This is a genomic window from Nostoc sp. XA010, from assembly GCF_020829625.1.
Lineage (GTDB): Bacteria > Cyanobacteriota > Cyanobacteriia > Cyanobacteriales > Nostocaceae > Nostoc.
Genome location: NZ_JAIVFX010000041.1, coordinates 16,970 through 41,767 on the forward strand (window position 1 = coordinate 16,970; position 24,798 = coordinate 41,767).

A 24,798-nucleotide genomic window follows, 5' to 3' on the forward strand; every position below is an offset into this window, starting at 1 on the left:
TTAGTTACGGAAGCTGTCACCAGGGGTAAAGTAGCCTATAAGTACTATGGACTATGAACCTTTAATAGGAAATAATTCACCTTTCTTACTACAAGCGAATTCTCCATTCAAACTTGTGAAAGCTAACGTTGGATCTAAGGCATCTAAATTTAGCTTTTCAAAATCTATCCTGGAAATTTTTATATATAGAGATGTGATATTTTCAGCAGTTCCATTGGCTGGGTTTACCTTCTCAGTTAAACCATAAAATTCAACAGTATTGACAGAATAAATTACCCTAAATGTTTCATAAATAAGACGTAAAGTTAAACCAGTACAAATATCTGAGTAGAGCTTAAATCTATCCTTCTGAGCCATTTTCCTAGTAGACAACTTACCAGTCTTAGTTAAACTCATCTTTTCTTCTGGAACCACATCTAAATCTGGAAGTTCCATGAAAATGTTGACTGTGTTCACATCAATGAATTCGATATCGAAAACGAGAGGAACTGGCAATTCTTCGTTAGAAAGCTCAATTTCAAGTAATTCAGCTAACGGCTCTGGATCTTCCAATTTCACAGCATTTTTCAATCGCTCTCGACCTCGTTCTTCTTCATCCCACGTCTTTTTATTCTCTTCTTCGATCTTTATATGTTCTGCTTCCTCTAAGCCAACCCTCTTCAAATACTCTTCATGAGCTTTATGCTTGCTCTGATTATATTTTTCAGTTTCTTCTTGAATTCTAATTGGTAAGCTTTGATTGTATAATTTCACTAAACGATTTCGTTCAATAATATAGCTTGCTACTGCCAAAGCAAATAATAAAAATGAAATCCAAACGTTTTGAAAAAAAATAACAAAGCCTAAGCCAGAAATAAAATACGTGATGTATAATCTAGAATTTTTACTCTTTATTTCTCGTTTGATTGTCACTTCATAGAAATTTTTATCGGGTTCTATAAATTTTGGATAAGTATAAATTACAGGTTCATATTCTTCTCTTCGAGCAGTTAATTCTTCCCAATTAAAAGTTTGTTTTTCTCGCTCTCTTAAAATATTTGCTAATGATTCGATTTTAGCTTGAAAAGCAGAGTAACTTTCCTCTGCTTCTTGGAGTAACTTTTGTTTCTCTTGCTCTTTTTGTTGCCTCAGCAATTCTTTGTATGCCGATCTGTTACTTAGATTGTGATGGTTATATTTTTGACTTCTATTTGATGAGGTTTGAGTAACATAACTCAGCCCTGTACCAGGAATGCTATATGTAGAGCGAACTCCTCTGCTGCTTATGTTAACAGTCGCTCCCCGACCGCCGATTGATAAGCTCCCGCCACTCTTGCTTAAATTAAGCTTGATTCCTGGCGCTATTTTCACTGATTTTCTAAATCTGAATCCCATACGAACATCATCTAGAACAGTATATTTTTAGCTTACCCAGACAACTAGCGCGTGTTATCTCAATCGGGTTTGCAGGTAGCACAACAAGCGCACTGCCTTAGCAGCGATCGCTTTTAAAAAGAAATGGTTGATATTATTAATGCAGCAATTTAGGACAGAAATCATGTCTAATGTCACGATTAACCTGCCAGAAGAAGTATTTAGCGCCCGTCGCCTGAGTCCAGAAGAATTTGTGCGCGATATGCGCCTTGCTGCTGCTATCTACTGGTATCAGAAGCAGGAAATCTCGATGGAGAAAGCAGCCTCTGTTGCTGGGTTAAACCGCCGAGACTTTCTAGCTGTCCTAGCCCGTGAACAAGTGGATGTCTTCGCTGTTGACTTTGATGATTTGCAGAGCGAGTTTAACCGTGGCTGAACTGCCTGCTATCAACACATCCCCATTAATTTTTTTGACCAAGGGCGGCTTTCTTGATTTGTTGCTCCTAATGGGATCATCAATTATTGTTCCCGATGCTGTAGCCACAGAAATTCAGGCGTATGGGTCAGCAGACGTAACAGCAGTGACGCTCAATAATACTGATTGGTTGGTTATACAAGAAACACCACCAGTCCCAAATGTGATTCAAAGCTGGGATTTGGGTCTAGGTGAGTCAGCCGTACTAACCTGGGGCTATGTAAATCCAGGTACAGAAGTAATTCTAGATGATTTAGCAGCCCGTCGTTGTGCTGCAACTTTGGGAATTCCGGTACGGGGGACATTAGGCATTGTTATTACTGCCAAACAACGAGGGGTAATTCCGGCTGCACGTCCAGTTTTAGAACAATTGCGCCAGTGTGGGATGTATTTATCTGACCGCGTGATCAATCACGCATTAGCATTGGTAGGGGAATAGATTGACTCCCAAGCCGTGAGCGGATCATACCTGATGATGGTTATAGCGCGGCAAGCATAAGCAGGTTTTATCAGCCAACGAGATAATGCGGGTTGTAGCGTTCGTCCTGTCCGGCTGATTGATAAGTCTGGGTTAATCGGGTGCAATCGCTGACGAAACAATAGGCTTTTTGGTCGCTTACATTGTTTTATTGCACAAAGACCATGTAGGATTTTAGAGGGGAGATTGCAGATTGCAGATTGGGGGAGAAATGGACAAGGAGCAGTTTAAGGAGAGAACCCAATCTTTTGCCTTACGGGTGATTAATTTAGTTGAAGCTTTACCAAAAGACCAAACAACCTCACAAGTCATAGGCAAACAATTACTCCGTTCAGGAACGTCAGTAGGAGCCAATTATCGGGCAGCTTGTCGCGCCAAATCAACGGCTGAACTGATCACCAAGCTCAATATTACATTAGAGGAAGCCGATGAATCGCTCTACTGGATGGAACTAATTGTAAAAGCGAAATTAGTGGACTCTAACAAACTTCAGAGCTTGATGCAGGAAGCTAATGAAATTGTATCAAAGAGGAGTGTCCTCTCTCAAAACCTTACGGTCAAAACCCAAAGATTCTCGAATTTATAACCCCAATTAATCAATCTCTTGCTTCAATCTTCCTTCTACAATCTCCAAAAACAATCTGCAATCTACAATCTGCAATCTTCAATGAAAATAAACCGCTTCGGCAGAGCAGAAATCCTCACCCCCGATCAAATTAATGTCCTATTTACTGAGGGCTTTGTCAACCCACGCGATCGCGCTCTATTTGGGGTGTGCCTTTATGCTGCCTGCCGAATCAACGAAGCTTGCACGTTGGCGGTGAAAGACGTGTTCGGCAGTAACGGTGTCAGAGGAGTTCTAGTACTACGCAGTGTCAACACCAAAGGCAAGCGGGACACCAGGGAAATCCAAGTGCATCCGAAGCTCAGGCAGTATTTAGAAGAGTACAACCCTAACCGCCGCAAGGAGTTCTTGTTCCCCGGCAGGCATGGACTCTTACATATTCACAAGGTCAGCGCCGATAAAATCCTCAGAGATACCTGTGTGCGGCTGGGCATTGAGGGGGTTAGTACCCACAGTTTCAGGAGAACTGCATTAACCAGGATGAGCGATGCGGGGATACCGTTGCGCCACATTCAGGAGATATCGGGACATCGGACTTTGGCAGCTTTGGAGCGATATTTGGGGGTAACTGAGAAGCAGAAACAAAACGCGATCTCTGCTTTGGATTTTTGATTTTAAATTGTCTGAAGGTGTTGACTCTTAACGAATGAAAAGTGAGGATAACTATGTGTAGCGACCCGCAACCCGACTATGAATTAGCAATTCTAGTTGCGACTAAATCTAACCAAGCATTACCTACTTGACGACAAAAGGCCACTGAAGCTTCAAGATATTTTTCAATTTGTTGGGTAAGCTGTTCTGAAAAATTAGGATAATTATTTTCTATAGACTTATCTTTCGTCTCAATCCAGTTTTGTAAAATCTGTTTTGTTACCTCAAGGTGAAATTGAAAACCATAAATATTGTTACCGATTCTGTAAGCTTGATGTCGGCATACATCACCAGACATCAGTAAAGTAGCTTCTTGTGGTAAATCAAATGTATCGAAATGCCATTGCATCATGTAAATAGTCTCAGGACATCTACGTAGTAAAAGGTCTTCTTTTGTTATGGGATATGTAGAAAAAACTCTCGTAAATCCAATTTCAAATTCATGATGTTTATAAACATTTGCGCCAAAAGCTTTAGCTATAACTTGGGCACCCAAGCAAACTCCAAGGATAGGTTTTTGATCTGCATAAAACTGGTGAATTAGCCCGATCATTCCTTGTATTAGAGGGTGTGTAGTATCGTTTGCGTGCATTGGTCCCCCTAAAATAATCAGACCATCAAAGTCTGTACTATTGTCAGGTAACTCATCTCCCTCAGCAGGCAGTAAAATATCTAGATTGCTCCCTCTCTCTTTCACGCATTCACCCAAAACACCAGGTGGAGTTAATGAGAAATTTTGAACTGCTAGTATATTCATGCTGCTATTCCTGTTAGTGGGTTATGAAATTTTGGTTGTGTTGCAAAAACTTTGTTAGGGCAGAGCTTCCCTATTAATCAGCATTTCTACCAGATCGACCCTAGTTTTTGCAACACAACCATATTTGAAGCACTCATAATTCCTTACTTCTTTAAATAAGTCTTTATACTCTGCACAATATTCATCTACGATCGCAACTGTTGGGTGAGCATAAGAAAGCCAAATGCTTGAGGATTTGTAATTCTACATCCATTGCCCTACTTACCTTGTAGAGTTTTATCTTTTGATTCTTTTATTCAGAATACCCGGAATGTGACACAAGAGGGATAGTCCAAATATACCACTAGCCTTGTGATTTAGGGTTTAGCTCCTGCGGGAACTGTGTGCAATCAAGCAGATTTGATATTACACATTAAGTTAAACTAAAAATACAAAGTCTTTCTTTAACTCGTAATCGATATCGAATTAAGGAAGCAGCAGCATAGATAGCTTGGTAACCAAAGGTGGTAAAAAGTGTTTCTCGAAGTAGGAGAGAAGCTGAGTCAAATGGTAGAGTTTTAGGAGAGCCAAACCATTTGGTTTGCGAAACCTCCCATTCAAAAAAATGAAAATTGAGATAGTCGATACGTTTTTGAAAGTCACTCCATTCTCGCTGCCATTCCGATTGGGTTAGGATAGCCTCTATAAATAATTCCTCAAATATCTGAGCGAAAGCCTCAGATATTATTTGTCTCCGCAAATCATTTTTAGGTCTTAGGGTTTCAACGAATGCGTGTCCTAGTTCGTGAGTAAGGGATGCAAGTGAGTCCCAGGTTGGTAAACTAGCCCCAAAAATACAGATTTTCCCATCTTTGAAGTCAGTTCGGTAGCGAAAGTCCGAATCTCGAAAATTTGACCGTTCAAGGACTTCTTGTAATATTGCTCCTTGTTGGAACTTATTAAGCTGTTCTTGGAATATCTTGTGGGCACGTTGAGGTAGAGGTTTTTGTAAGAATTTAGGTCGCCTTAGAATAGGAGTAATTCGTTGTTGTAAGGGCTGAAACCAGGAAAGTTCTAGTTCCCGGTTTTTAATAACTTGAACTTCAGCGAATAAACGCTGTAAAAATGCTAGCTCTAAACCAGGAACCCAATCATAAGCCATTTGCCTTCGGAGGTTCAAAAGTGTTTCAGTTAGTAAGTCTGGTTTTAAGGCACTACGGATAATTTGATGGTAATTTTGAGTGTAGAGATAAACTATCTGCCTATGCGATTTAGGAAATGTATATGTATTCACGGGGTAACGCACCAATCAAAGGCTATGTTTTCACGAATCCAATACTGTTGTAAATCGGAAACGGAGTGATAGGAATTTGGACAAACTTTAAAGATTATAAAGGTATTAGATTGTGGAATAATTGACTCAAAAGCAACTAATTTTCCCTGTTCTTCTCGATAAAAAATAAGTTCGCCTCCCCAATTCGGTTTATGTTGTTTAGATAGCTGCAAAAGCGAAACAAAATTTACTGGTCGCCCATAATCGGTATGAATAGGGATTCCTTGGCTACTGGCTTGAAAGACATTATACTGAGGTATTAAACTAGCTTTCATTATCAAACGTTCTCCTAAAAGTTCAAACAAAAACGACTGAAAGTGTTTTGAGTAAATAAATTTAACAACCTCAAGATAATTAAATGCTCCCCAGTACCAGTTTGTGTGAGATGAAATTCCTTCAATGCGAGCTTTAGTGACAGGAATAGTGTGACAGTACTCGGTAATTGATTGTATAATAGATGATAAGAACAGATTTGGTAAAACTGCGTATTTAAATGGAACTTCATGGCACCAACGTTTATGTAAGACACCACATTCAAAATCCTCAATATATTCAGGTCTTAGCCAATCTTTCAAAATATTTGAACTGGCTATAGTACTATAATTCATATTTTCCTCCAAACAAACGTAAATTTGCGTGTAGTACTTAAATAACTAATTTCAAGTAAGTTTCTTCCTTGAGGAATTCTTATAAAAGAGTGACACCAATGAGTAAAAGGTTCTTTAGCAAAGGAACTAAGTTGGCATTTATGAGTTAAATCAGCTCGAAAAAACAGATGGAGCGCATTAGCTTTATCGTGTGAACTTATTACGGTATAAAAATCAGAACGCTGTGTTTTTCCTAAGATATAGTCTGCCAATACGGTTTCCTCTCCGAAAGTAGTACATTTACTTAAATCCCCCTGGAAAATATGAGTACCAGCATGATAGTCTAGAGTATTAAATATGCAGCGATAATCAAATGTTCCATGTGAGTTTTTTTCATATGCTCGGAGAAAACGTTCATACATTGCATCGACAAACTCAGAATATATAGGTATGGCTAGTAGCCTCAACCTTGCAGGAATCACCTGTCTAACTGATGGGAAACGACGACAGAATGCGTAGGTAAGTTCAACAATATTTTCTTCAGGGCCAAGAGGACCTATTGTTTCGGTAATTAGTAAATTGGGTGAGGCTTCGAGCTTACATTTATACGAACTATCATTTAAAATTTTCACATTTTGATAGCCCGCATTTTCCATTAAACACTGCGCTAATTGAGCCGCTTCTGGGAAGTATTCGATGCCGTAAATTGGTCCTTGTGTGATTGATGCAGCATAGCTAGCAAGAATTCCTGTGCCTGTTCCAACATCGACAACACAGTCCGTAGGTTTAATGGATTCGTTTATCGCCTTCCGAAACGCTGATAAACGAACTATATCTTCTAGCATCGTCGCGTGGTGATGCAGTTCAAAGGGCATTTTTAATTCTCCTATTGAACAATTTTGGGGGATTTTTGACAGGTTAAGTGAATCGCAAATATTATCAGTGGTATAAAGCTGAGGGTCACGATTTGCTGCTTGGACAATATCTGTAGTAAGTAGCCTGCCACTAAACTTGATACGCTTGTGGCTAAGATACTGAGTTGAAAGCTGACTGCTGCAACTTTGCCAATTTCCACTGCTGAAAAATACCGTTGTAACCCATAACTTGAAAGAATAAAAACGATATTTGAAGCAATGTGAGCGATAAGCACGCACACAAGCGATAGCATTAGCGAATGAGTCGAAAAAGTAACACTATATAGTGATAGATAGAAACTTAAGCACCCAACCAGTAACCAACGTCGCTCTAACCATCGCTCAAAATCTTTAGGTTTGATGACAAGGGGTCCAAGCATCTGTCCTAAAGAACGAAAAAGCAATAGTAGTAATACGGGTGTTAGATTTAATCCTATCCAATGAATCTGAAATTCAAAGTTCTGTCCGTGAGATGGCAGCAGCGACATCGACGGGGCACAAACAAGCGAGAGCAGAGGAATCATCAACAGTACTCGCTGCTGCGTCGGTGTTAGTAACCCCCAGTTTAGTCTAGGTAACGCAGTCTTAGATTCTAATTCAACAAGTCCAACGGCATCTTTACGCAAAATAGATACAATCCAAGCCGCAGTAACTAGATAACTTAAACAATCAAAAAAAAGATAGGGGATTGTGCCTACCACTCCGTATAGTAAAGTTCCTACTACTTGACCTAGAACAAATTGAGCCGTGAAGACATAGGAGTCATAGCTGCTGACCGCAGGAAGTTCGCTATCGTTAAATGTTCGTCGTACATAAATTTGATAAATGGGAGCAAGAAATCCACTCAAACACGAGCCTGAGAATTCTGCTAACAGTAAAAACGACCAATTATTATTTTGCAACCCGAAAACTGGAAAAATTAACGAAACAGCTCCTAGTAATTGAAGAATAATAAAAAACCAACCTAATTTCAAACGAGGTGCTAGCCAGCCTGAGAAATGGCTAGTAAACAAACCTGGTAAAATTCCTAAAACAAAGGCAACTGAATAACTAAATGCACTGGCACCATGTCGTGTAAGTTCAGCATAAACAGCAATGCTAGTAAAAGCAGTTCCAACGTTACTTAGTAATAAGGCTAGCGAGAGATTGCGATAGGTTACGTGAGTCTTCAAAATAAAAATGATGTCACGAATCATGATATGCCTCTCAGGATACTAAGGTATTCCTTGTTCAGTTGCTTAGGTGTGATAGAGGGAATATAAAGCGTAGTCCCAAAATGAACGTAATCAAGCAAAGTCTCCATCTGTTCCAACCTTGCTTCAAAAAATTGAGCATTACTTTGAGGTTCACATGGGGAGGTTACTAAAAATACTTGCTTTGAAGGTTGATAAAAACGCAGTAGATATTTTTTCAGGATATGGAGCCGATTTTCAGTCGAGGCATTTTTAAAATAGACACGCGGCGTACCAATTGAACACACATGGTAAATGTAATAATCGAGTAATGGCTCAATTTGGTACTCAAACAACAACAAGCGATTGGCATCAACAAGTACCGAACCTCGCTCTAAAGGGTCACGGCTCAAATCATTAATCATTGTGTCAAAGCTGGAAATGCCAGGAAACACTTCTAGTTCAATCTGTAATTCCTGTTTTCTAGCTTCTAACCATTGCACGAGTGTTACGCCAATCCGAGGATGTCCAGGAACAAGTAGAGCAACATTTTCATATTTGCAGCAATCAGCAATAACTTTATCAAACAAACGCTGGTAATTAACCTCATCCACGTCTCCGTCTTGATACAAAGTACCAAGGTCTTCAATTGGTGGGATGCCCAACTCTCCTAAAGACTCACAAAGAGTTGAAGGGACGATAGGTAAACACCCTATTTTTTTAGACTGAAGCAAACGATTTCGTCCCTCCAAAGAAAGTTGCTGTGTTCCACAAATTCCTAAGCCAATGACCGCTAAACGCATAGTTTTGCCTTTAGATTTTTAAGTAGAGCAGGGGTTATTAAACCTCCTGCTGTCAAACAATTGTGGTGAACTAGCAGTGAAGATTAAACTATTGAGCCTCTTCGCTAGTTAAAACTTCTTCTTCCTGTTCAATTTGAAGAAGTAAGCTTTCCAAATCAACAGGTACCGAACTTAGACAACGGATATGATAAAAGGGAACCCCCAGCAATTCTTCATTAATTTTCAAGTTCGGTTGCATATCTGCTGATTCCAAACCAAAGTTGCTAGGTAGATTCGACAGATTGTCTTTGTGATTAGCCATTGAAGAAATCTCCATCGTTGTGTGTGATCTCACTTCCCGTGAGTTAGATACTTTTATTAAAAATCCTTGTTGACCGACTTCAAGGCTGAGTATGGCTGAGTTTGATTTTTAATCTGTTTTTGAGGAATATAACCCTCTTGTGTCACTTGCGGAAAACAATAATCGGAACGAAACTCTGAAACTTTGATTTAATAAAGTTTTGAGCTTTATTAGATAAAGGTTCCAATGTTTCGCTACAATTATTGTTTTCCGAAAGTGACAGAATAGGGATAAATTTTCTCACCTACCTACTTAAAATACTCAATGTCAAGGTCGCTCAAAGTTCGGCAAGATTATATAGGGAAAGTAAAACTGGCAGTTAGGCGAAATGGCTTTCTCAGCCAACAGGCTCTAGCTGAAGAGCTTGGACTTGCCCGTTCTACCGTTGTTAACTTTTTGACGGGTAAATCTGTAGACCGTGCGATTTTTGAGGAAATTTGTGAAAAGCTATCGCTGGATTGCACAGATATTGCAGAGCTTGAACCTTTGTGTTCTTCTGTTATAAATTCGACAGTAGAGGTAGCAACAAATCGTCTGGGTTTGGCTGAAGCTCCTGATGTCGCAACATTTTATGGCAGAATGCAAGAGCTAGCCAGATTAGAACAGTGGATTCTCCACGAAAAGTGCAGGTTGGTTGCACTACTAGGAGTGGGAGGAATTGGTAAAACCACGCTGTCTGTCAAACTAGCCCATCAAATCAAGGATAATTTTGAATATGTAATTTGGCGAACGCTCCAAAATGCACCCCCTGTTGAAGAAATTTTGGCAGAGTTAATCCATTTTTTCTCCAATCAACAGGAAATCAATCTCCCAGATACGGTAGAAGGCAAAGTCTCTCGCTTGCTGCATTACTTGCGTTCTTTTCGTTGCTTGGTACTACTCGACAATTTAGAATCTGTACTGCAAGGTGGCATTAGTACCGGACAATACAGCCAAGGATATGAAGGTTACGGCTATTTACTTAAGCATATAGGAGAAGTTAACCATCAAAGTTGTTTAATTCTTACAAGTCGGGAAAAACCAAAAGAAGTAGCATTACTCGAAGGAGCAAACCTAAGAGTACGCTCGTTGCTACTACCCGGATTATTATTAACTGATGGGTATGAAATTTTTGCTGCTAGAAGTTGTTTTGCAACCAACGAACAAGAACTACAAGAAGTTTGCAGGCATTATGCAGGTAATCCACTGGCATTAAAAATCGCAGCAGCAGCAGTGCAAGAAGTCTGCGGGGGTAGCTTAGGGCAGCTAATTCCCTTACTGCGACAAGGAAAGTTACAATTTGACGACATCAACGACTTGCTGGAGCAACAATTTAATCGGTTATCGTCAATAGAACAGCAAGTAATGTACTGGTTGGCAGTAAACCGGGAACCTGTTTCTCTGCAAGAGTTAGAAGCAGATTTTGTCTTTAAAACAGTCACGGGACACTTGCTAAATGCGTTACAGTCACTTGCCCGTCGCGCATTTATCGAACAAAATGCAAAGCAATTTGTATTGCAACCCGTAGTGCTGGAATATGTCACGCATCGGCTAATTGACCGAGTGTGTGAGGATATTACCAGCGAACGGCAAGAATTTATCAACGATTACACTTTAATTAAAGCTCAAAGTAAAGAGTATATTCGACTTTCCCAAATACGTTTAATCCTACAACCAGTTATTGATAAATTAGTCGAGATGTTAGGCTGTGTCGGCAATGTTGAACGCCAACTCAAACATATCCTTACCAAAATACGACAAGAAACACCTTTAAAGCCAGGATATACAGCAGGTAATATTCTTAATATCTTGTGTGAAATCAACACAGACATCAGTAATCTTGATTGTTCGTACCTGACAATTTGGCAAGCATACCTAAAAGGTAAAAGTTTACAGCATGTTAATTTTGCCTATTCCAATTTAGCCAAATCTGTTTTTACAGAAACGTTTGGTGCGGCTTTGTGGGTAGTATTTAGTCCTGATGGCAGTCAGATCGCCAGTGGGGGTATAGATGGCGAGATTCGATTATGGCAGGTTGCTTCTTGTCAGCAGGTTTTCCGATGGAAAGCACATACTAACTGGATACGCTCAGTTGCTTTTAGCCCAGATGGGCATACCCTAGCGACTGGTAGTGCTGACTGTACAGTGAAACTTTGGGATGTTATAACTTGTCAATGTTTGCAAACTTTTCAAGGACACACTAGCCGTGTGTGGTCAGTTGCTTTTAGTCCTGTAGGCGAAGCCTTCTTGGAAGGAGAAGGTTGTATCCTAGCTAGCAGTAGCGATGACCAGACAATACGTCTTTGGAATTTAGAAAGCGGTGAGTGCTTAAAGGTTCTACAGGGACATACTGGTCGAATTCGGTCTGTAATTTTTAGCCCAGATGGTCAAGCCCTAGTTAGTGGCGGTGATGATAAGACGATTAGACTATGGGATGCAAAAACTGGTCAGTGTTTAAATATACTGCACGGACATACCAGTGGAGTTACAACTGTTGCGCTAAGCCCAGACGCTCAAACTTTAGCAAGCGCTAGTGCTGACTATACAGTGAAACTTTGGAATATAAACACAGGGCAATGTCTGACAAGTTTAAAAGGACATATTAGTGAAGTGTGGTCAGTTAGCTTTAGTTCAGATGGGCAAATTTTAGCTAGTGGCAGTAATGACCAAACTATCAAATTTTGGGATGTTAATACTGGTCAATGCTTAAGAACTTTACAGGGACATACCAAAGAAGTATGGTCAGTTAGCTTTAGTTCAGATGGGCAAATTTTAGCTAGTGGCAGTAATGACCAAACTATCAAATTTTGGGATGTTAATACTGGTCAATGCCTAAGAACTTTACAAGGTTATACCAACGGAGTTCGCTCTATTGGATGCAGCCCAGACAGTCAAACTATAGCTGTCAGTAGTGCTGATAATGCAGTGAGACTATGGAATGTCAATACTGGTCGATGCTTAAGAACTTTGCGAGGACATACGAGTCAGGTTTGGTCGGTAGCTTTTAGCCCTGATGGTCAAACCTTAGCCAGTGGCAGCGAAGATCATACAGTAAGGCTGTGGAATGTTAATACTAGTGAATGTATCAAGGTTTTAGAAGGACATACCAATTGGGTATGGTCTGTTACTTTCAGTCCTAATGGTCAAACCTTAGCCACTGCTAGCGATGATTACACTGTTAAGTTATGGAGCCTTAGTACTAGTCACTGTTTAAAGACTTTAGAAGGACATACAAACTGGGTATGGTCTGTCGATTTCAATATGGATGGGTCAATTTTAGCAAGTAGCAGTAATGACCAAACTGTTCGGTTGTGGGATGTTCAAACTGGTCAATGCCTGAAAGTGTTACAGGGTCACACTAATGGTATTCGAGCAGTTAAATTTAGCCCTGATGGTCAGACCCTAGCTAGCGGCAGTGAAGACCATACAGTAAAAATTTGGGATGCCAGTAATGGTAAGTGCGTTAAAGTCTTGCAGGGACATACTGATTGGGTATGGTCTGTTGATTTCAATACGGATGGAACAATTTTAGCAACTAGCAGTAATGACCAAACTATTAGGCTGTGGGATGTAAGAACTGGTCAATGCCTAAAGGTTTTACAAGGACATACCAACTGGGTTAGAGCTGTGTCTTTTAGTGCCAACGATCGAATTCTGATCAGTGGAAGTGAGGATGAAACTACTAAACTTTGGGATGTTGAAACAGGTCAGTATATAACTTCGTTCATTAGTCCCAGACCCTACGAAGGTATGAATATCACTAATACAACAGGCTTAACCGAAGCTCAAAAAGCTACACTCAAAGCTTTAGGAGCAATTGAGCTTTTAATGGGCTAGCTCCATTCGGTACAAATTTCTCTAACAAATAATCTGGAATTCAGCAAATTAATCAGGTAGATAAATACATCTCCGCAAACATTAAATGCACCCAGAGCAAATAAAAGATATGGCTAGATTCGTAGGTGTACGTTGGTGGAATCAGTTTATTCTCGCCTTCATCTGCTTTCTGTTGATTATTGCGTGTAGCAATCATGGTTCAAATTTAACAGCGAAGCAAACTTTGAAAGTAGCAATTCAGCCTACTTTTGCGCCTTTTCAATTTATGAAAAATGGGCAACTTCAGGGATTTGATATTGATATTGTAAAAGGTATTGGTAAGTCAGTGGGTTTCCAAGTAGAGTTTGAAAATCTACGCTTTGAAGGGATGCTGGGCGCTTTGCAAGCTGGTACTGTGGATGCTGCTGTTGCTGCCATGTCAATTACAAAAGAACGTTTAAATACTGTTTCTTTCTCCAATCCTTATTTTCGGTCAGGGCTAGCGATTACAGTGAGGGATAACAATCAAAACATCACTAATTTCGACAGTCTCAGGAATAAGAGAATTGCTGTGTTACTTGGTACAACAGGTGCCAACGAAGCAAAAAAAGTTCCTGGAGCTACAATAATCACTTTGGAGAGTACAGACCAAGCCTTCCTAGATTTAATCAATGGTAATGTAGACGCTGTGATTAACGATGTACCTGTTATTTTATATGCTCTCAAAACAGGGAGTCTCAGAGGAATCAAAATTGCTGGCGAGTTGCTTACACAAGAATACTATGGCATTCCAGTACGTAAGAATTCACCTAATCTAAATCTCATTAATAAAGGTTTGGACACAATTATTAAAGACGGCACTTATGCTCAGATTTACAAGAAGTGGTTTAACACTAAGCCTCCCCAGTTGCCAAAGACTGCACCAGTTTAGTTTAGGGAAGTGTGAGATTTACATACATCGTTAGAATTTTTTAACTATTTGGTATCTCGGCTCAATACCATAATGTTACCCCAAAGAATGATAAAGCCATTACTTCGCAAGAAGAGGAAACAGCACTGGGCCTGAAAAGTAATGCCGTTCCAAGCTTTCTTTATTCAAAGCTGGCTCCATTGCTTATCGATTGCTTACTTTTCACCTTGATTGCCATACGATGTGCGAACTGACAAGTCAGCGCTTGCGCTATCGCTTCGCCAACAACCCCGCCAATCGTTCCGCAAGGGCTAGGTTATCTTCAAGGGTAGGGTAAACCAAACAATTATGGCATGATTCACCCATGAAACAAGTTCATTCAAGCCTCACTCAGAGCGAATTTCTCCATGTTGCCGAATATGTTCAACTAACCGCTTGGTTTCACCACCTGCTAATTCTAGTTCCCTAACATTGCCCACCAAAATAAACAATTCCCTTGCCCTACTAACGGCTGTATTCAGTAAATTGGGTTTACGGTTGAGGAACCAAAAACTATGCTCCTGGTGGCACTGGTAAGGAGAGAAGATAATAGCTGCTTTCTCTCCTCCCTGGAAGGTGTGAACTGTGCCAATATCATCCCACGAAAAGTTTCGCCACCGATTAGAGAGTCGATACCTTAACGCGTTGGCTTGCTGTGAGAAAGGAGACATCACCCCAATTGTCTTAGAGTTGTCAGAGGAGCCAATAGAATAGCCATGCTTCAGCAAGGACGCGATCGCAGTTTCTACAGCATCGATTTCTTCGGGATTGGTGTGATTTAAGTGGCTTCCCTCAACGTGGTAAGCCAGCAAATGCTTGACTGTTGCAGTCTGCTGATCACCTGAAAGGATTTGCAGACCACCAGGATAGTTGGGGCTGCAAAACTGAATAATAGGTGGGGTGCAACGGTAGTGATTAGAGAGAATAATGCCGTTGCCTAAGTCGCCTTCTGCGCCACTAGAGCCAGCAGCGCGATGATAAGCGGTAGCTGTGTATTTGGCAGTGGGCGCATAGCGATAATAGTCTTCATTCCCCATGCCCCGATCCAGAAAGGCAGTTTTCAGATATTGTTTGATGGTATCGTCGCAAAGGTTAACGATTGGCTCAATTTGTTGGGGGTCGCCAGCCACTACTGCCCTTTGCGATCGCACCAGCAAGGGAAATAATTGATGTATAAGAGTTGTCCCCGCTTCATCTACCAATGCCAGCTTAACGCTATTGGGTTGGAGAATTGGCAGCATATTGCGTATTGATTGCAGGCTGGAGCTAATGACGGGGAAAATCAAACTCAAGTCACGGAAGATAGCATCACTATCACTTTCCAGTTTGAGCAATGCCTCTCCATCCCCCGTCAAGACGCTGCCATAAGTTGACAATGCCCTCATAACGCTCTCCTTGCGTTGGAGAACTTCTTGCAATAGAAACGCCCAGGCACGTTGAAACAGTTCTAGCTGTAATTGGTGGTGGTCGCGGTAAAAAAGATTGTAGAAATCCCCTTGTGGGTAACTATCGATTTGTTTTTGGATTTGTTGATGTTCTGCTTGTTTTAACTCTCTTTTCTTATTAAAAGCTGTTAGCTGGGTTTGAATTTCAGTTACTCCCCGGTTAAGATTCTGCCATTGCTGTGAAAAATCTAGTTTTTGGTTAACAGAAGCCTGGGCTGCGGTTAAACTAGGGTGGTCAAGGGGGGTCTGAAAAGGATGCCCTGTCGCCAAGGTGTTTAACACAGCTGCGTTGATCCGCAAAGCCAAGCGGCGAAAAATTCGTTGATCGGTAGTAGCATTAAGCCAGTTCAAGGCGCGTTTGGTGATAGAGTCAGACTCTTTTGGTAGTTCGCGTTCTGCCTGGGATAATGCTTCTTGTATTTGGTGGTAGGCATCAAGGGGAAAATTTTCGTAATCTGCCAAACTTGATAGCTGTTCAGTTAGGGCTTGTAACTCGGAAGACTTGGCAGCAATATCGTTATTGAGTGATTGGATCTCTACATCCAATTGCGATCGCCGTTCAATGTCAATAACTTTTTGAGCATTATTAAAGCGATCTTGCTCTATAAGTTGCTGAATTTGACTTTCTGCTTGCAATAATTCGAGTTTGGCTTTTTCCCAAGCAGATTGATTAAATTCAGTCTGACGCAGCCAATCTTGGGTTGATTGTAGTTTGGGTAGAGTTTCCTTACGGATATTAGTTTGGTTGCCGCCTGGAAGATAAAACTGTTGAGCAGAAGAATTTCTAGTCAGTCGTTGTTGGAATTTTTTAACGGTGCTGTTATTAGTGCCGACAAAAAGTATTAAATTATTTGCATCCTCTTCACCGCGAACAAGTCGTAACGCCCGATCCACTACTTGCTGTGCTACAAGGTGCAGAAACACTTCTGTTTTTCCAGTTCCGGGTGGCCCACAAACAGCAGTTAGTAAGTTCTCTTGGGCGTGTTTGAGAACGGATGCTTGAAATTCATCAGGCGCATGATCCGGGAAAGCCCCCCAGAACATTACCTCATGTCTGGGTGATTGTGGCTGACCCCAGAGGTACTGCATCGCTGGGTGAGTTTCAGTTAGCCATTCGCTATTACAGTCAGGTTGTTGAAGTTCCTTAAGGATTTCTTGTATGTCTTGCTTGAGAAGGGCGTTATAGGGTGTAAAGTCGCAGCGAAGCAAATAAGGTTGTCGAGAGGTTTTGTACTTGACTTCGGGTAAATCTACCAGTTCAAGAAAGTCTCGAAGCGTTGGGAATCTTCCTTTAAATGTATCTTCTAAAAATTTTCCAATTCCTGAAGCAACAATAAGTGATTCGGCTTGCTCCTCCTCTAGCCCGTACAGCCGCATTAAATTAACAACCACTGGCTGAAACTCGTACTCGGTCAAGTCCCAGCCAGTTTTGCGGTAATTACCTTTGAATATGGGTGAAATATCAACTGTGAACAGAGGCAGATATTTCAGCTTTTGGTCTTTGCCCTTGCCGTTGATTATATAGATTTGTGGGAAAGCAACAGCCATCTGAACATCATTTTTGTTCCCTCTTTTGGCAGCAAGTTGCTGTTGCTGGAATTGCGTAAATACTTCGCTATCTAACAGTAGCTTGTTGGCAACAAGCTGCACTCCCTTATCTACTACTTTTGAATAGATATCTGAAGAACGCTCGACTTCAGCTTGAGTCAGTTCTTCTAACCTGATGTAGCCTAACCAAGCTTGTACTATCTGGATAAGTTTTTCTGACTCTTGCATGGAGACTTAAACTTAAAAATGAACACAAGCTAAGTATAAAAAATATTTGAGCCTTTTGCCTTCTACGTCCTGGTTTTGGTATGTCAGGTTACTCAACATTTGTCAGCGTCTCCAGTTGTGCAAGTAGTTTTTCTATTTGCTTGCGTTTTTTAGGGTCTGACCAAATACGGGACTTTCTTAGTTTGGTAGTTGCAGCAGTAAAGCGCTCTTTGTAATCGTTCGACTCGGTGTTTGGGGTAGAGGCTGCGGCTTTCTTTTCACTAATGCGCTGTCTGATTTCGCTTAAAGACCAGTTTTGAGCAATAGCTTGTTCTAAAAATTCAACGCGATCATCTAATTTCTGAATCTGGGCGATGGCTTTGGCTTTGGTGTACTCAAGTGAGCCTTCCCTTAGCGCGTCAAGGATGTCTTCTGGGAGGTTGAGCAAGGGTAGACGGTTCTTAACGAAAGATTCCCAGGTCATTAACCCTAAGCCATCAAACACAGATTCAACGATTTTGATATCTGGGTTTAATGGCTGCTCCTGGTTGAGGTCGGAATTATCTGTTTCGGTTTCGCCCATAACGTTATGGGTAGATAATTCAGTATCACCTTCATCGTCGCTGATAGCATTATTAGTGGACTCAGTTTCAACTCCGCCCATAACGTTATGGGTAGGTTCAACACTATCAACAACAGGTTCGCCCATAACGTTATGGGTAACTGTAGATGCTTTGTTTTGTAAGCGTTGTAGACGATACAGTAATGGGGGGATATCCTCAAAACTTCGACCTAGTTTGAGAGACAGCAGTTGCAGGATACCTTCAGTTTCTTCAACTGGATTCAGGTCTTCTCGAAGTAAGTTTTCTATAAGTGCAAATTGAAAAGCTGCGTTGTCGTCTAACTCTCTAATGACGACAGGGACAACTTTTAGCCCAATACTTAAGGCAGCACGATAGCGGCGTTCTCCTGCGACTAATTCGTGTTTCTCTCCATCAAGGGGGCGTACTAAAATGGGTTGCAGGATGCCATGCTGTTTGATGGATTCAGTTAGCTGCTTTAATGCTTCAGAATCAAAGTAACGGCGCGGTTGATTCGGCGGCAGAACAATCTGGTCTAACGGCATGGATTGAGGAGAACCAGCATTCGCTACGCCTGTGGTATCCCAAGGTACTTCAATTTTGCTTTTAAGGGGTTGGCTGGCTTTAGTAGTGCGTCTCATTTTAAGGATTCTAAACTAACGGCTATTTTTTTCAAGATTTGGACAGATGGGTGCTTTGGATCGTAAACCGCAAGGGGCATTCGTTCCTCTGAAGCATCAACAAAAGCAGTAGAGCGAGGAATTGCGGGGAAGACTGTTCCGGCACTTGCTAGTTGTTCGGTGATGGCTGCTAAGGTACGAGTGTCCTGGGAGTTCCGGGCATCGTATTTTGTAGGCACAAATCCGGCAATTTGCAATTTGCGGTTTGGTTTATTGCGTACTGTAGCGACCGTTTTTAAGAGTTCGCCTGTTCCCTCAAAGGCTTTGAAATGGGTTTCCAGAGGCACAAGAACATGAGTGGCAGCTACAAGGGAGATGTAAGAGAGTAGCCCTAAGCTGGGAGGGCAATCTATTAATATAAAATCGTAATCGGATTCAATTGGTTCTATGGCTTCTTTCAGGCGGAAATCGCGCATGGAAGCACTAACCAATTGCATTTCTGCCGTAGAAAGAGAGATGTTAGCAGGTGCTAAATCCATGCCATGAATCCCCTCATGTATTGGCAGGGGTTGTTCATCCACAATGGCATTGTTGACGGTTTGCTCTATCTCTCTTGGAACCAAGCCCATAAAAATGGTTAAGCTGGCTTGGGGATCTATGTCGATGAGCAGGACGCGATGACCCAATTGCGCTATTTGGTAGCCCAGGTTTTGGGTAAGGGTGGTTTTGGCAACACCTCCCGCCTGATTAAAAACTGCGATGATTCGGCTCATAAGTGAGTTGGTTTACCTGCCCCGTTACAATTAAAGATAACGGTGATACGTCAAAAAGCAATATTTATTTTTGTTTTGGGTAAATCTCACCACTAATATATAATTCATCCGCAGCAGAGCATTGGCACAGTTCACACGTTACAAGGTGGTCAAAAGTCAGTGATAATTTTTTCGAATCGCCAATGTCAACCAACTGATAGTCTCTGGTTTATTAATCGGCGGCCTAATTTACTAAATGTGGCTGTGAGTAGGGCGCGAGAACTGTTTATTCTGGTGGGAAATTTAGGGCGAATTTCTTCAGGGGGGCATACTGGAGAGTTGGTGGAATATATTAGGGAATAGGGAATTTGGCGAGATGCGATGATTGCAATCATTATAGATTTATAGGAATAGAAACAGAGTAACAAAATTTAGGAAAAGCCGAGACATAAAATTTTTTAGATTTATTTCGATTATTTTTTTTACATAAGTAAAATTAAATTTAATTTAATTTAGCTTTTTCTGAAGGAATAAAAATAAAATAAAAAATTAATTAATTTTTTGAGTTTTAGCATAATGTTATTTTAGTTTTTGTGATTTTACCCCCCGCGTGACCAAATTTTGAACCATAGCGTGACCAAAGGTTAACGGAATTTTAAGGTTAAGAGCCAATCCATCACCTCATACTATGAATCAAATCATGACCGTGTGTTTTAAATGTGAACCATAATGTGACCAAAAGTTTTATTTATGCATTTTGTAAAAAAACCAGATTGAGACACATGAATTCGAGCTAAAATTTTCAACATTCGGTCAAAATATGGTTTAAAACGCTAACAATATGGTTCAAAAACAGTTTTAGCCGCAAATTAAGTGATAAAGCGATCGCATCTCTGCTCAGTTTTAAAAGCTCTGTTCGCTGCATTGCATACAAATGAACCACAAAAGCCCCGTTGCTTGCTGTACTTAAATTTTGAGTTTTTTCAACTCCATTTATAGCTTTGAACTATATGTTGTCTTATGGGGTTATGAAGTATGTCGTGACCGTTTGGTCAAGATATGTTTCAAATCACAGTTTTAGAGATTATAAAGGTTATTTTTGGTCAAGTTTGAAAGGCTGAATACTGTGAAAGGTGATTTTAGCGTACAAAAATTTGGATGTCCCATTACCTTTTTTGGACAAGTTAGTAAATCAATAAAGTAGCTATCGCAATATTTGTTTACAACATGTCCCAAAATCCATGTATCTCGGCTGGTCCCCAGTCTCAGGTGTTGTGCCAATCACTCTGTACCTTACCCAGCATGGGGTTTTTCTCAAGTTATTCACAAAACATGCTCTGAAGTTTTCTTTAGATGTAAGGAGGATTTATGGTTAAGGAACCAGGCAATTTATCAGATCTGGAAGGACTAGGTAAGGATGAATGGGATAGATACGTCTCAGAGCAAATCAAAGAAGCAATAGAAGACAGTAAAACAAGCCAATTTTTACCTAATGCAGATGGACGTATTATCAGTCCTCCAGTTGCTGTTGATTGGAGCGGTTTTCCAATTCGCCTACAAACTTGTCTTGATGGTAGTTTTCGGAAAACATTACGTTTCCTGGACTGGCAGCTTGGCGATGTTGATGCAGGAAGACCAATTGGTCATGAAGAATACTTAGAATGGCGGGTAGTACGTAATGGGGCAGGCAAAATCATCCGCATGGAGTTTACAACTGAAGTAAGGGAGTATTGGGAAATTCTCGCAAAATATCATCCCACTAAGTGTTTGCGATTATTAGGGCGATTTGCAGGAGAGCGCATAGCTGCCTTTGAAGATGTTTATGGTCTTGATCCAGAACAGATGACACCAGAGGAAAGATTAAAATCTTTTCAAGATAATATGTTTGCTCACAGAGATAGTGCGCCAAAAAGCCCTTACAACAATGGGCGTAAGGCTATTGCCTTTATGTGTAAAGGTGTAAATACTTTGAGAGCAGCAATCCAATTAGCTAGCTTTGCTGCTTTTCCTTACCAAGCAGAAGAAGCAGATGGAACTATACGCTCAATTACTGGTTCTGAAGCAATTGCTTTTACAACGCAGAATGCACTAGATTGTCGCAACAGTGATCCAACAATTGTTTCCAGTGTAATTGATCTAGCTGTGTCAGGACAGTATCTTACATTGGATGATCCGCCTGGAGTTTACATTCTAGATGTTCAACATGAAAAAATCTTGTTGCCAGATCGATCAAGTTCTATTCCCAGTGACTGGTTTGAATTTCAACGGGGTTCCCGTACTGAAGGTGAGCGTTCACAAAGATTAGTGTTTGAGGTTCCACCTTCTCAAGGGTTTACAATTAGCGACTTGGTTGACGAAGAAATAGATGATCCAATTGCTTTCGGAGGACAAATTGCTAAGAAGATATTAGTAGGATTATATGTCCGAGTCAGTTCACCTGGAGCCGCTTCTGTTACACCTACAACCGTTAAAGTAAGTGACCTACCTACTAATCGCTGTGCCTGTGATTCCATTAAAGCTGCCTACAGTAATTTTGAGAGCATTCAGAATTTTCTTACTCCAGTTTCGACTGTAATGTCAGGTTCAAGACGGATAGACAGTTAATTATGGTTCTACAAGAAGGAATTTATTGGCAAAGTGGGGCGAAACCAGGACGCTGTTATCGATTGCTATATGTCAATTTTCAGGAGGGTATTACCACATCTGAAGCCAAATCAGCTTTAGCAGAAGTGTGGCTGATGCTTACTAATCTAAGGCAGGGTATTGTTCAAGATTTACAACCAACTAAAGTAGATGACCCACCAGCTTCAGAGATGAAAGTTTCATCAGAGAATTTGACTTGTTTACTAGGTTTTGGTTCTCGTTTGTTTGATGAAACAGTCCACGTTCCCCCCATAGTGAATGCCGATTTACGTCCTCCCACCCTGGTATCTTTGCCAGTTAGAGGTTTCCGTAGTTTACCGTGGGCAACAACTCCAACCGTAAATAGAGTTTCACCAGATTTAGCAATTCAGTTCATTGCTGATACAGAATTAGCAGTCAATCGGGCAGTAGTAGAAATTCATAAGCTTATACTTCGAGGACTTCCCTTACGGTTGGAAGCTCTATTTACTGGATTTCAACGAGAAGACAGACGTAGTTGGATCGATTTTCATGATGGAATTAACACCTTGAGATCTCCTTTACGTAAGCTAGTAATTGAGGTAACTGAACCTGGTGATGCACCTTGGTTGATTGGTGGCACATTCATGACATTTCTAAAGATTGCTGTAGATTTGCAGGTATGGAGACAACTCAGTCGTTCACAGCAAGAATTAGTTGTAGGTCGGCATAAACTTACTGGTTGCCCAATATTGGACGATCTACCTCAGATTGTCGGTGGGCAAGTGCAGCCTCAATTCATCTCTGGTTGTCCTTTCAGTGGAACAATTCCAAATAATCCAACCGACCGTTTTATTGATCCAGCTAAAGCAAGTAACCGATTGGTAGTAGCTAGTCATATTCACCGAGCCAATTTTAATCGTGGAGATGATGACCAAGCATCGAATAACCGAGTGTTTCGACAAGGTTATGAGTTTCTTGATGCTATCCCAGGTGGTGGAATTAGTTTGGGGCTAAACTTTGTTAGTTTTCGTAAGGATGTTTCAGCAATACGAGAAATCTTGTCAAGACCGGACTGGATGGGAGGTGTTAATTTTGGAGGAGTCACCAACCCAGATTTAGCCATAGGCGAGCCTCCTCCTGTGCCATTGATGTCAATTTTGGCAGGAGGTTTTTTTGCAATTCCGCCTATCGAAGATCCTTTTCCGGGTATTAGTTTATTTAGTTAATGAGCGCAGGCTAACACTACGTTGGAGCGGACAGCCGGGAGATTTAGATGTAAATTTGAGGTTACTGGCTGCCGCTCAACTTTACCGTTAAATATTTTTTTATATCCTTAGTTTCTTCTCTGGCCAAGATAGCCTTGCTGGTAATCACTTTTGTTTAATTTGGAAGCTTGACGTGCAGACCACTGACGCATGGGAGTAACTTTCTCTACATGAAGTAGCTTCTGGCGATAAGTATTATTATCTGTCAGTTGGGTGATCGCGCCAGCAATAAATCGAGCGCAGCGTTCTGGCTGAGATGAGACTTGTTCTTCTGCAAATCGGATAACCAGCCAGTTCGCATCGAAAAAACACTTGTTTCTATAGTCATCATCGCCGATACAGTGAGTGGGCTTGCCAGTCGCAAATGAGATAGGCTCATCAACCTCCAAGTCTATGTGTAAGCCAGTACAAAGGGCGCGGATCACAAGCTAAAACCACGGCTACGCTCTTGCTGCTTGCGCTCAAGTTCCGCTTCATAAAAATGAGCTTTTAATTCCTGATTCCAATCAGGATAAGTCGGTTTAAATCTTTGACCATTCGGCAATAATTCTAATACTGCACTAGCAGTTTTATCCCCCTGCTCATCGTTATTGAATGCCAGAACTACCCTATGGCAATTTTTGAGAAATTCCAAAGGTAAATTGTTCGGGTCATCAGCTACCATAAACATTGTTCTCATTGATGGTAACGCTCCTGTTTTGGCTAGGACATACACGCCTACTGACACCGCATCAATTGGTGAAGAACATAAGAAGACGTTTTTAATTTCTTGTTTTGGATTCTGCCCCAAATTTATATGAAACCAACCATTTGGTGTAGAGGCGTTTTGGTCATACTCAACAGTGTGATGATTATGTCCAGGGTTTGACCAAACTAATGCACCTGTTTTTTCGCCATCCAGATTACGTTTGATAAATAAAATCTGCTTTTGCTCATCAATGTAAAGCAAATTGTGGTTGTGTAATCTTTCAATAAAAGAATCTGGTATACCGCGTTTCTCACTCAAGTATTTATACAATTTTGGCCACAGAGCTATATCCTCTTGTGGTGGAGTGAACTGAGGCTGTTGCTGTTTGCGTTCAATATCTTGAAAGAGTTTTTCTAACTGTTCAACTGGGAGTGGTTTAACAGGTTTGAGCAGCAATTCATTAATAGGTTCATCATCACGTTCTGTTTGGTAGTCAACGCCAAGATGTTTTTGCAAACCGGGGAAGGTATAAGCTGCACCTAACTGTGTACCACTGAAAGCCTGCCCATCTTTCTCATAAGAAATGCCTTTAGACTTACCATTTCTAGTGAAACCTGTTCTTACACTAATGCCAGCTTGCTGTAACCGCATGATCAGCATTGGCATTTGGGGATTATCAACTCTGGCCCCAATACTGCTCGGTGTAAGGAGAAATAGAGGGTAAAACAAAGAAAATAGTGTTCGCGAATGGTTTACGCGAACAAGATGATTGGACTTACTTTTTCTCTTTGAGGCTATCGTACAAGTCCACCCAATTTTGACGAAGAGAGTCGATGCACTCAGTTAAGTGATCGATTTGGGTTCTTCTAGCCACGGA

21 protein-coding genes and 1 pseudogene are annotated in these 24,798 nt (G+C 40.9%); 9 read left to right on the top strand and 13 right to left on the bottom strand.

Features of this window, described 5'->3' with window-relative positions:
• Nucleotides 1-51 precede the first annotated feature (51 nt).
• Complete coding sequence (locus LC608_RS31220) at nucleotides 52-1,374, bottom strand: DUF4236 domain-containing protein (RefSeq protein ID WP_267871273.1); 1,323 nt, start codon at nucleotides 1,372-1,374, stop codon at nucleotides 52-54.
• A 163-nt stretch (nucleotides 1,375-1,537) separates the two neighbouring features.
• Between LC608_RS31220 and LC608_RS31225 the strand changes: the two genes are divergently transcribed.
• The 4 genes from LC608_RS31225 to LC608_RS31240 all read left to right on the top strand — a co-directional run bounded on the left by LC608_RS31225 (nucleotide 1,538) and on the right by LC608_RS31240 (nucleotide 3,543).
• Nucleotides 1,538-1,789: a UPF0175 family protein gene (locus LC608_RS31225; protein ID WP_181927059.1), complete on the top strand. Its 252-nt coding sequence runs from the start codon at nucleotides 1,538-1,540 to the stop codon at nucleotides 1,787-1,789.
• Complete coding sequence (locus LC608_RS31230; RefSeq protein ID WP_229557270.1) at nucleotides 1,782-2,267, top strand: DUF3368 domain-containing protein; 486 nt, start codon at nucleotides 1,782-1,784, stop codon at nucleotides 2,265-2,267. Before LC608_RS31225 ends, LC608_RS31230 begins: the two co-directional genes overlap by 8 nt.
• Nucleotides 2,268-2,517: 250 nt before the next feature.
• Nucleotides 2,518-2,892 (top strand): four helix bundle protein, encoded by a 375-nt coding sequence (locus tag LC608_RS31235; protein ID WP_229557271.1) that lies wholly within the window; start codon nucleotides 2,518-2,520, stop codon nucleotides 2,890-2,892.
• 81 nt (nucleotides 2,893-2,973) lie between these two features.
• Nucleotides 2,974-3,543: a site-specific integrase gene (locus LC608_RS31240; RefSeq protein ID WP_179076190.1), complete on the top strand. Its 570-nt coding sequence runs from the start codon at nucleotides 2,974-2,976 to the stop codon at nucleotides 3,541-3,543.
• Between the two features lie 76 nt (nucleotides 3,544-3,619).
• Here the strand turns inward: LC608_RS31240 and LC608_RS31245 are convergent, their stop codons facing one another.
• The 7 genes from LC608_RS31245 to LC608_RS31275 all read right to left on the bottom strand — a co-directional run bounded on the left by LC608_RS31245 (nucleotide 3,620) and on the right by LC608_RS31275 (nucleotide 9,428).
• Complete coding sequence (locus LC608_RS31245) at nucleotides 3,620-4,339, bottom strand: type 1 glutamine amidotransferase (protein ID WP_229557272.1); 720 nt, start codon at nucleotides 4,337-4,339, stop codon at nucleotides 3,620-3,622.
• 412 nt (nucleotides 4,340-4,751) lie between these two features.
• Nucleotides 4,752-5,612 carry a hypothetical protein gene (locus LC608_RS31250; RefSeq protein ID WP_229557273.1) on the bottom strand — a complete coding sequence of 287 codons (861 nt, stop codon included), beginning with the start codon at nucleotides 5,610-5,612 and terminating at the stop codon, nucleotides 4,752-4,754.
• Complete coding sequence (locus tag LC608_RS31255; protein ID WP_229557274.1) at nucleotides 5,609-6,259, bottom strand: 2OG-Fe(II) oxygenase family protein; 651 nt, start codon at nucleotides 6,257-6,259, stop codon at nucleotides 5,609-5,611. Before LC608_RS31255 ends, LC608_RS31250 begins: the two co-directional genes overlap by 4 nt.
• Nucleotides 6,256-7,113, bottom strand: coding sequence for a 50S ribosomal protein L11 methyltransferase (locus tag LC608_RS31260; RefSeq protein WP_229557275.1), 858 nt, complete (start codon nucleotides 7,111-7,113; stop codon nucleotides 6,256-6,258). Before LC608_RS31260 ends, LC608_RS31255 begins: the two co-directional genes overlap by 4 nt.
• An 11-nt stretch (nucleotides 7,114-7,124) precedes the next feature.
• Nucleotides 7,125-8,348: an MFS transporter gene (locus LC608_RS31265; protein WP_229557276.1), complete on the bottom strand. Its 1,224-nt coding sequence runs from the start codon at nucleotides 8,346-8,348 to the stop codon at nucleotides 7,125-7,127.
• Nucleotides 8,345-9,127: an SAM-dependent methyltransferase gene (locus LC608_RS31270; RefSeq protein WP_229557277.1), complete on the bottom strand. Its 783-nt coding sequence runs from the start codon at nucleotides 9,125-9,127 to the stop codon at nucleotides 8,345-8,347. The genes LC608_RS31265 and LC608_RS31270 overlap by 4 nt, the downstream gene beginning before the upstream one ends.
• A gap of 88 nt (nucleotides 9,128-9,215) precedes the next feature.
• Nucleotides 9,216-9,428 (bottom strand): hypothetical protein, encoded by a 213-nt coding sequence (locus tag LC608_RS31275; RefSeq protein ID WP_229557278.1) that lies wholly within the window; start codon nucleotides 9,426-9,428, stop codon nucleotides 9,216-9,218.
• A gap of 303 nt (nucleotides 9,429-9,731) precedes the next feature.
• Here LC608_RS31275 and LC608_RS31280 point away from each other — a divergent pair, with 303 nt between their 5' ends.
• Both LC608_RS31280 and LC608_RS31285 read left to right on the top strand, forming a co-directional pair.
• Nucleotides 9,732-13,283, top strand: coding sequence for an NB-ARC domain-containing protein (locus LC608_RS31280; RefSeq protein ID WP_229557279.1), 3,552 nt, complete (start codon nucleotides 9,732-9,734; stop codon nucleotides 13,281-13,283).
• A gap of 109 nt (nucleotides 13,284-13,392) precedes the next feature.
• Nucleotides 13,393-14,193, top strand: coding sequence for a basic amino acid ABC transporter substrate-binding protein (locus LC608_RS31285; protein ID WP_229557280.1), 801 nt, complete (start codon nucleotides 13,393-13,395; stop codon nucleotides 14,191-14,193).
• Nucleotides 14,194-14,558: 365 nt separating this feature from the next.
• Here the strand turns inward: LC608_RS31285 and LC608_RS31290 are convergent, their stop codons facing one another.
• The 3 genes from LC608_RS31290 to LC608_RS31300 form a co-directional block, all read right to left on the bottom strand.
• The gene (locus tag LC608_RS31290) at nucleotides 14,559-17,432 is read right to left on the bottom strand and encodes a DEAD/DEAH box helicase (RefSeq protein ID WP_229557281.1); all 2,874 of its coding nucleotides are present in this window, start codon (nucleotides 17,430-17,432) and stop codon (nucleotides 14,559-14,561) included.
• Between the two features lie 88 nt (nucleotides 17,433-17,520).
• Nucleotides 17,521-18,633: a ParB/RepB/Spo0J family partition protein gene (locus LC608_RS31295; RefSeq protein WP_229557282.1), complete on the bottom strand. Its 1,113-nt coding sequence runs from the start codon at nucleotides 18,631-18,633 to the stop codon at nucleotides 17,521-17,523.
• A complete protein-coding gene (locus tag LC608_RS31300) occupies nucleotides 18,630-19,385 on the bottom strand; it encodes a ParA family protein (RefSeq protein WP_229557283.1) in 756 nt (251 codons plus the stop codon). Before LC608_RS31300 ends, LC608_RS31295 begins: the two co-directional genes overlap by 4 nt.
• A 120-nt stretch (nucleotides 19,386-19,505) precedes the next feature.
• Here LC608_RS31300 and LC608_RS31305 point away from each other — a divergent pair, with 120 nt between their 5' ends.
• The 3 genes from LC608_RS31305 (at nucleotide 19,506) to LC608_RS31315 (ending at nucleotide 23,194) form a co-directional block, all read left to right on the top strand.
• Complete coding sequence (locus tag LC608_RS31305; protein WP_308189956.1) at nucleotides 19,506-19,727, top strand: AAA domain-containing protein; 222 nt, start codon at nucleotides 19,506-19,508, stop codon at nucleotides 19,725-19,727.
• A gap of 1,005 nt (nucleotides 19,728-20,732) precedes the next feature.
• The gene (locus LC608_RS31310) at nucleotides 20,733-21,968 is read left to right on the top strand and encodes a hypothetical protein (protein ID WP_229557285.1); all 1,236 of its coding nucleotides are present in this window, start codon (nucleotides 20,733-20,735) and stop codon (nucleotides 21,966-21,968) included.
• Between the two features lie 2 nt (nucleotides 21,969-21,970).
• Nucleotides 21,971-23,194, top strand: a complete 1,224-nt coding sequence (locus tag LC608_RS31315) for a Dyp-type peroxidase domain-containing protein (protein ID WP_229557286.1) — start codon at nucleotides 21,971-21,973, stop codon at nucleotides 23,192-23,194.
• A 107-nt stretch (nucleotides 23,195-23,301) separates the two neighbouring features.
• Here the strand turns inward: LC608_RS31315 and LC608_RS31320 are convergent.
• Both LC608_RS31320 and LC608_RS31325 read right to left on the bottom strand, forming a co-directional pair.
• Nucleotides 23,302-23,640, bottom strand: a pseudogene (locus LC608_RS31320) (hypothetical protein); the annotation flags it as partial.
• Nucleotides 23,641-23,654: 14 nt separating this feature from the next.
• A complete protein-coding gene (locus LC608_RS31325; protein WP_229557287.1) occupies nucleotides 23,655-24,587 on the bottom strand; it encodes a DUF3991 and toprim domain-containing protein in 933 nt (310 codons plus the stop codon).
• Between the last annotated feature and the right edge of the window lie 211 nt (nucleotides 24,588-24,798).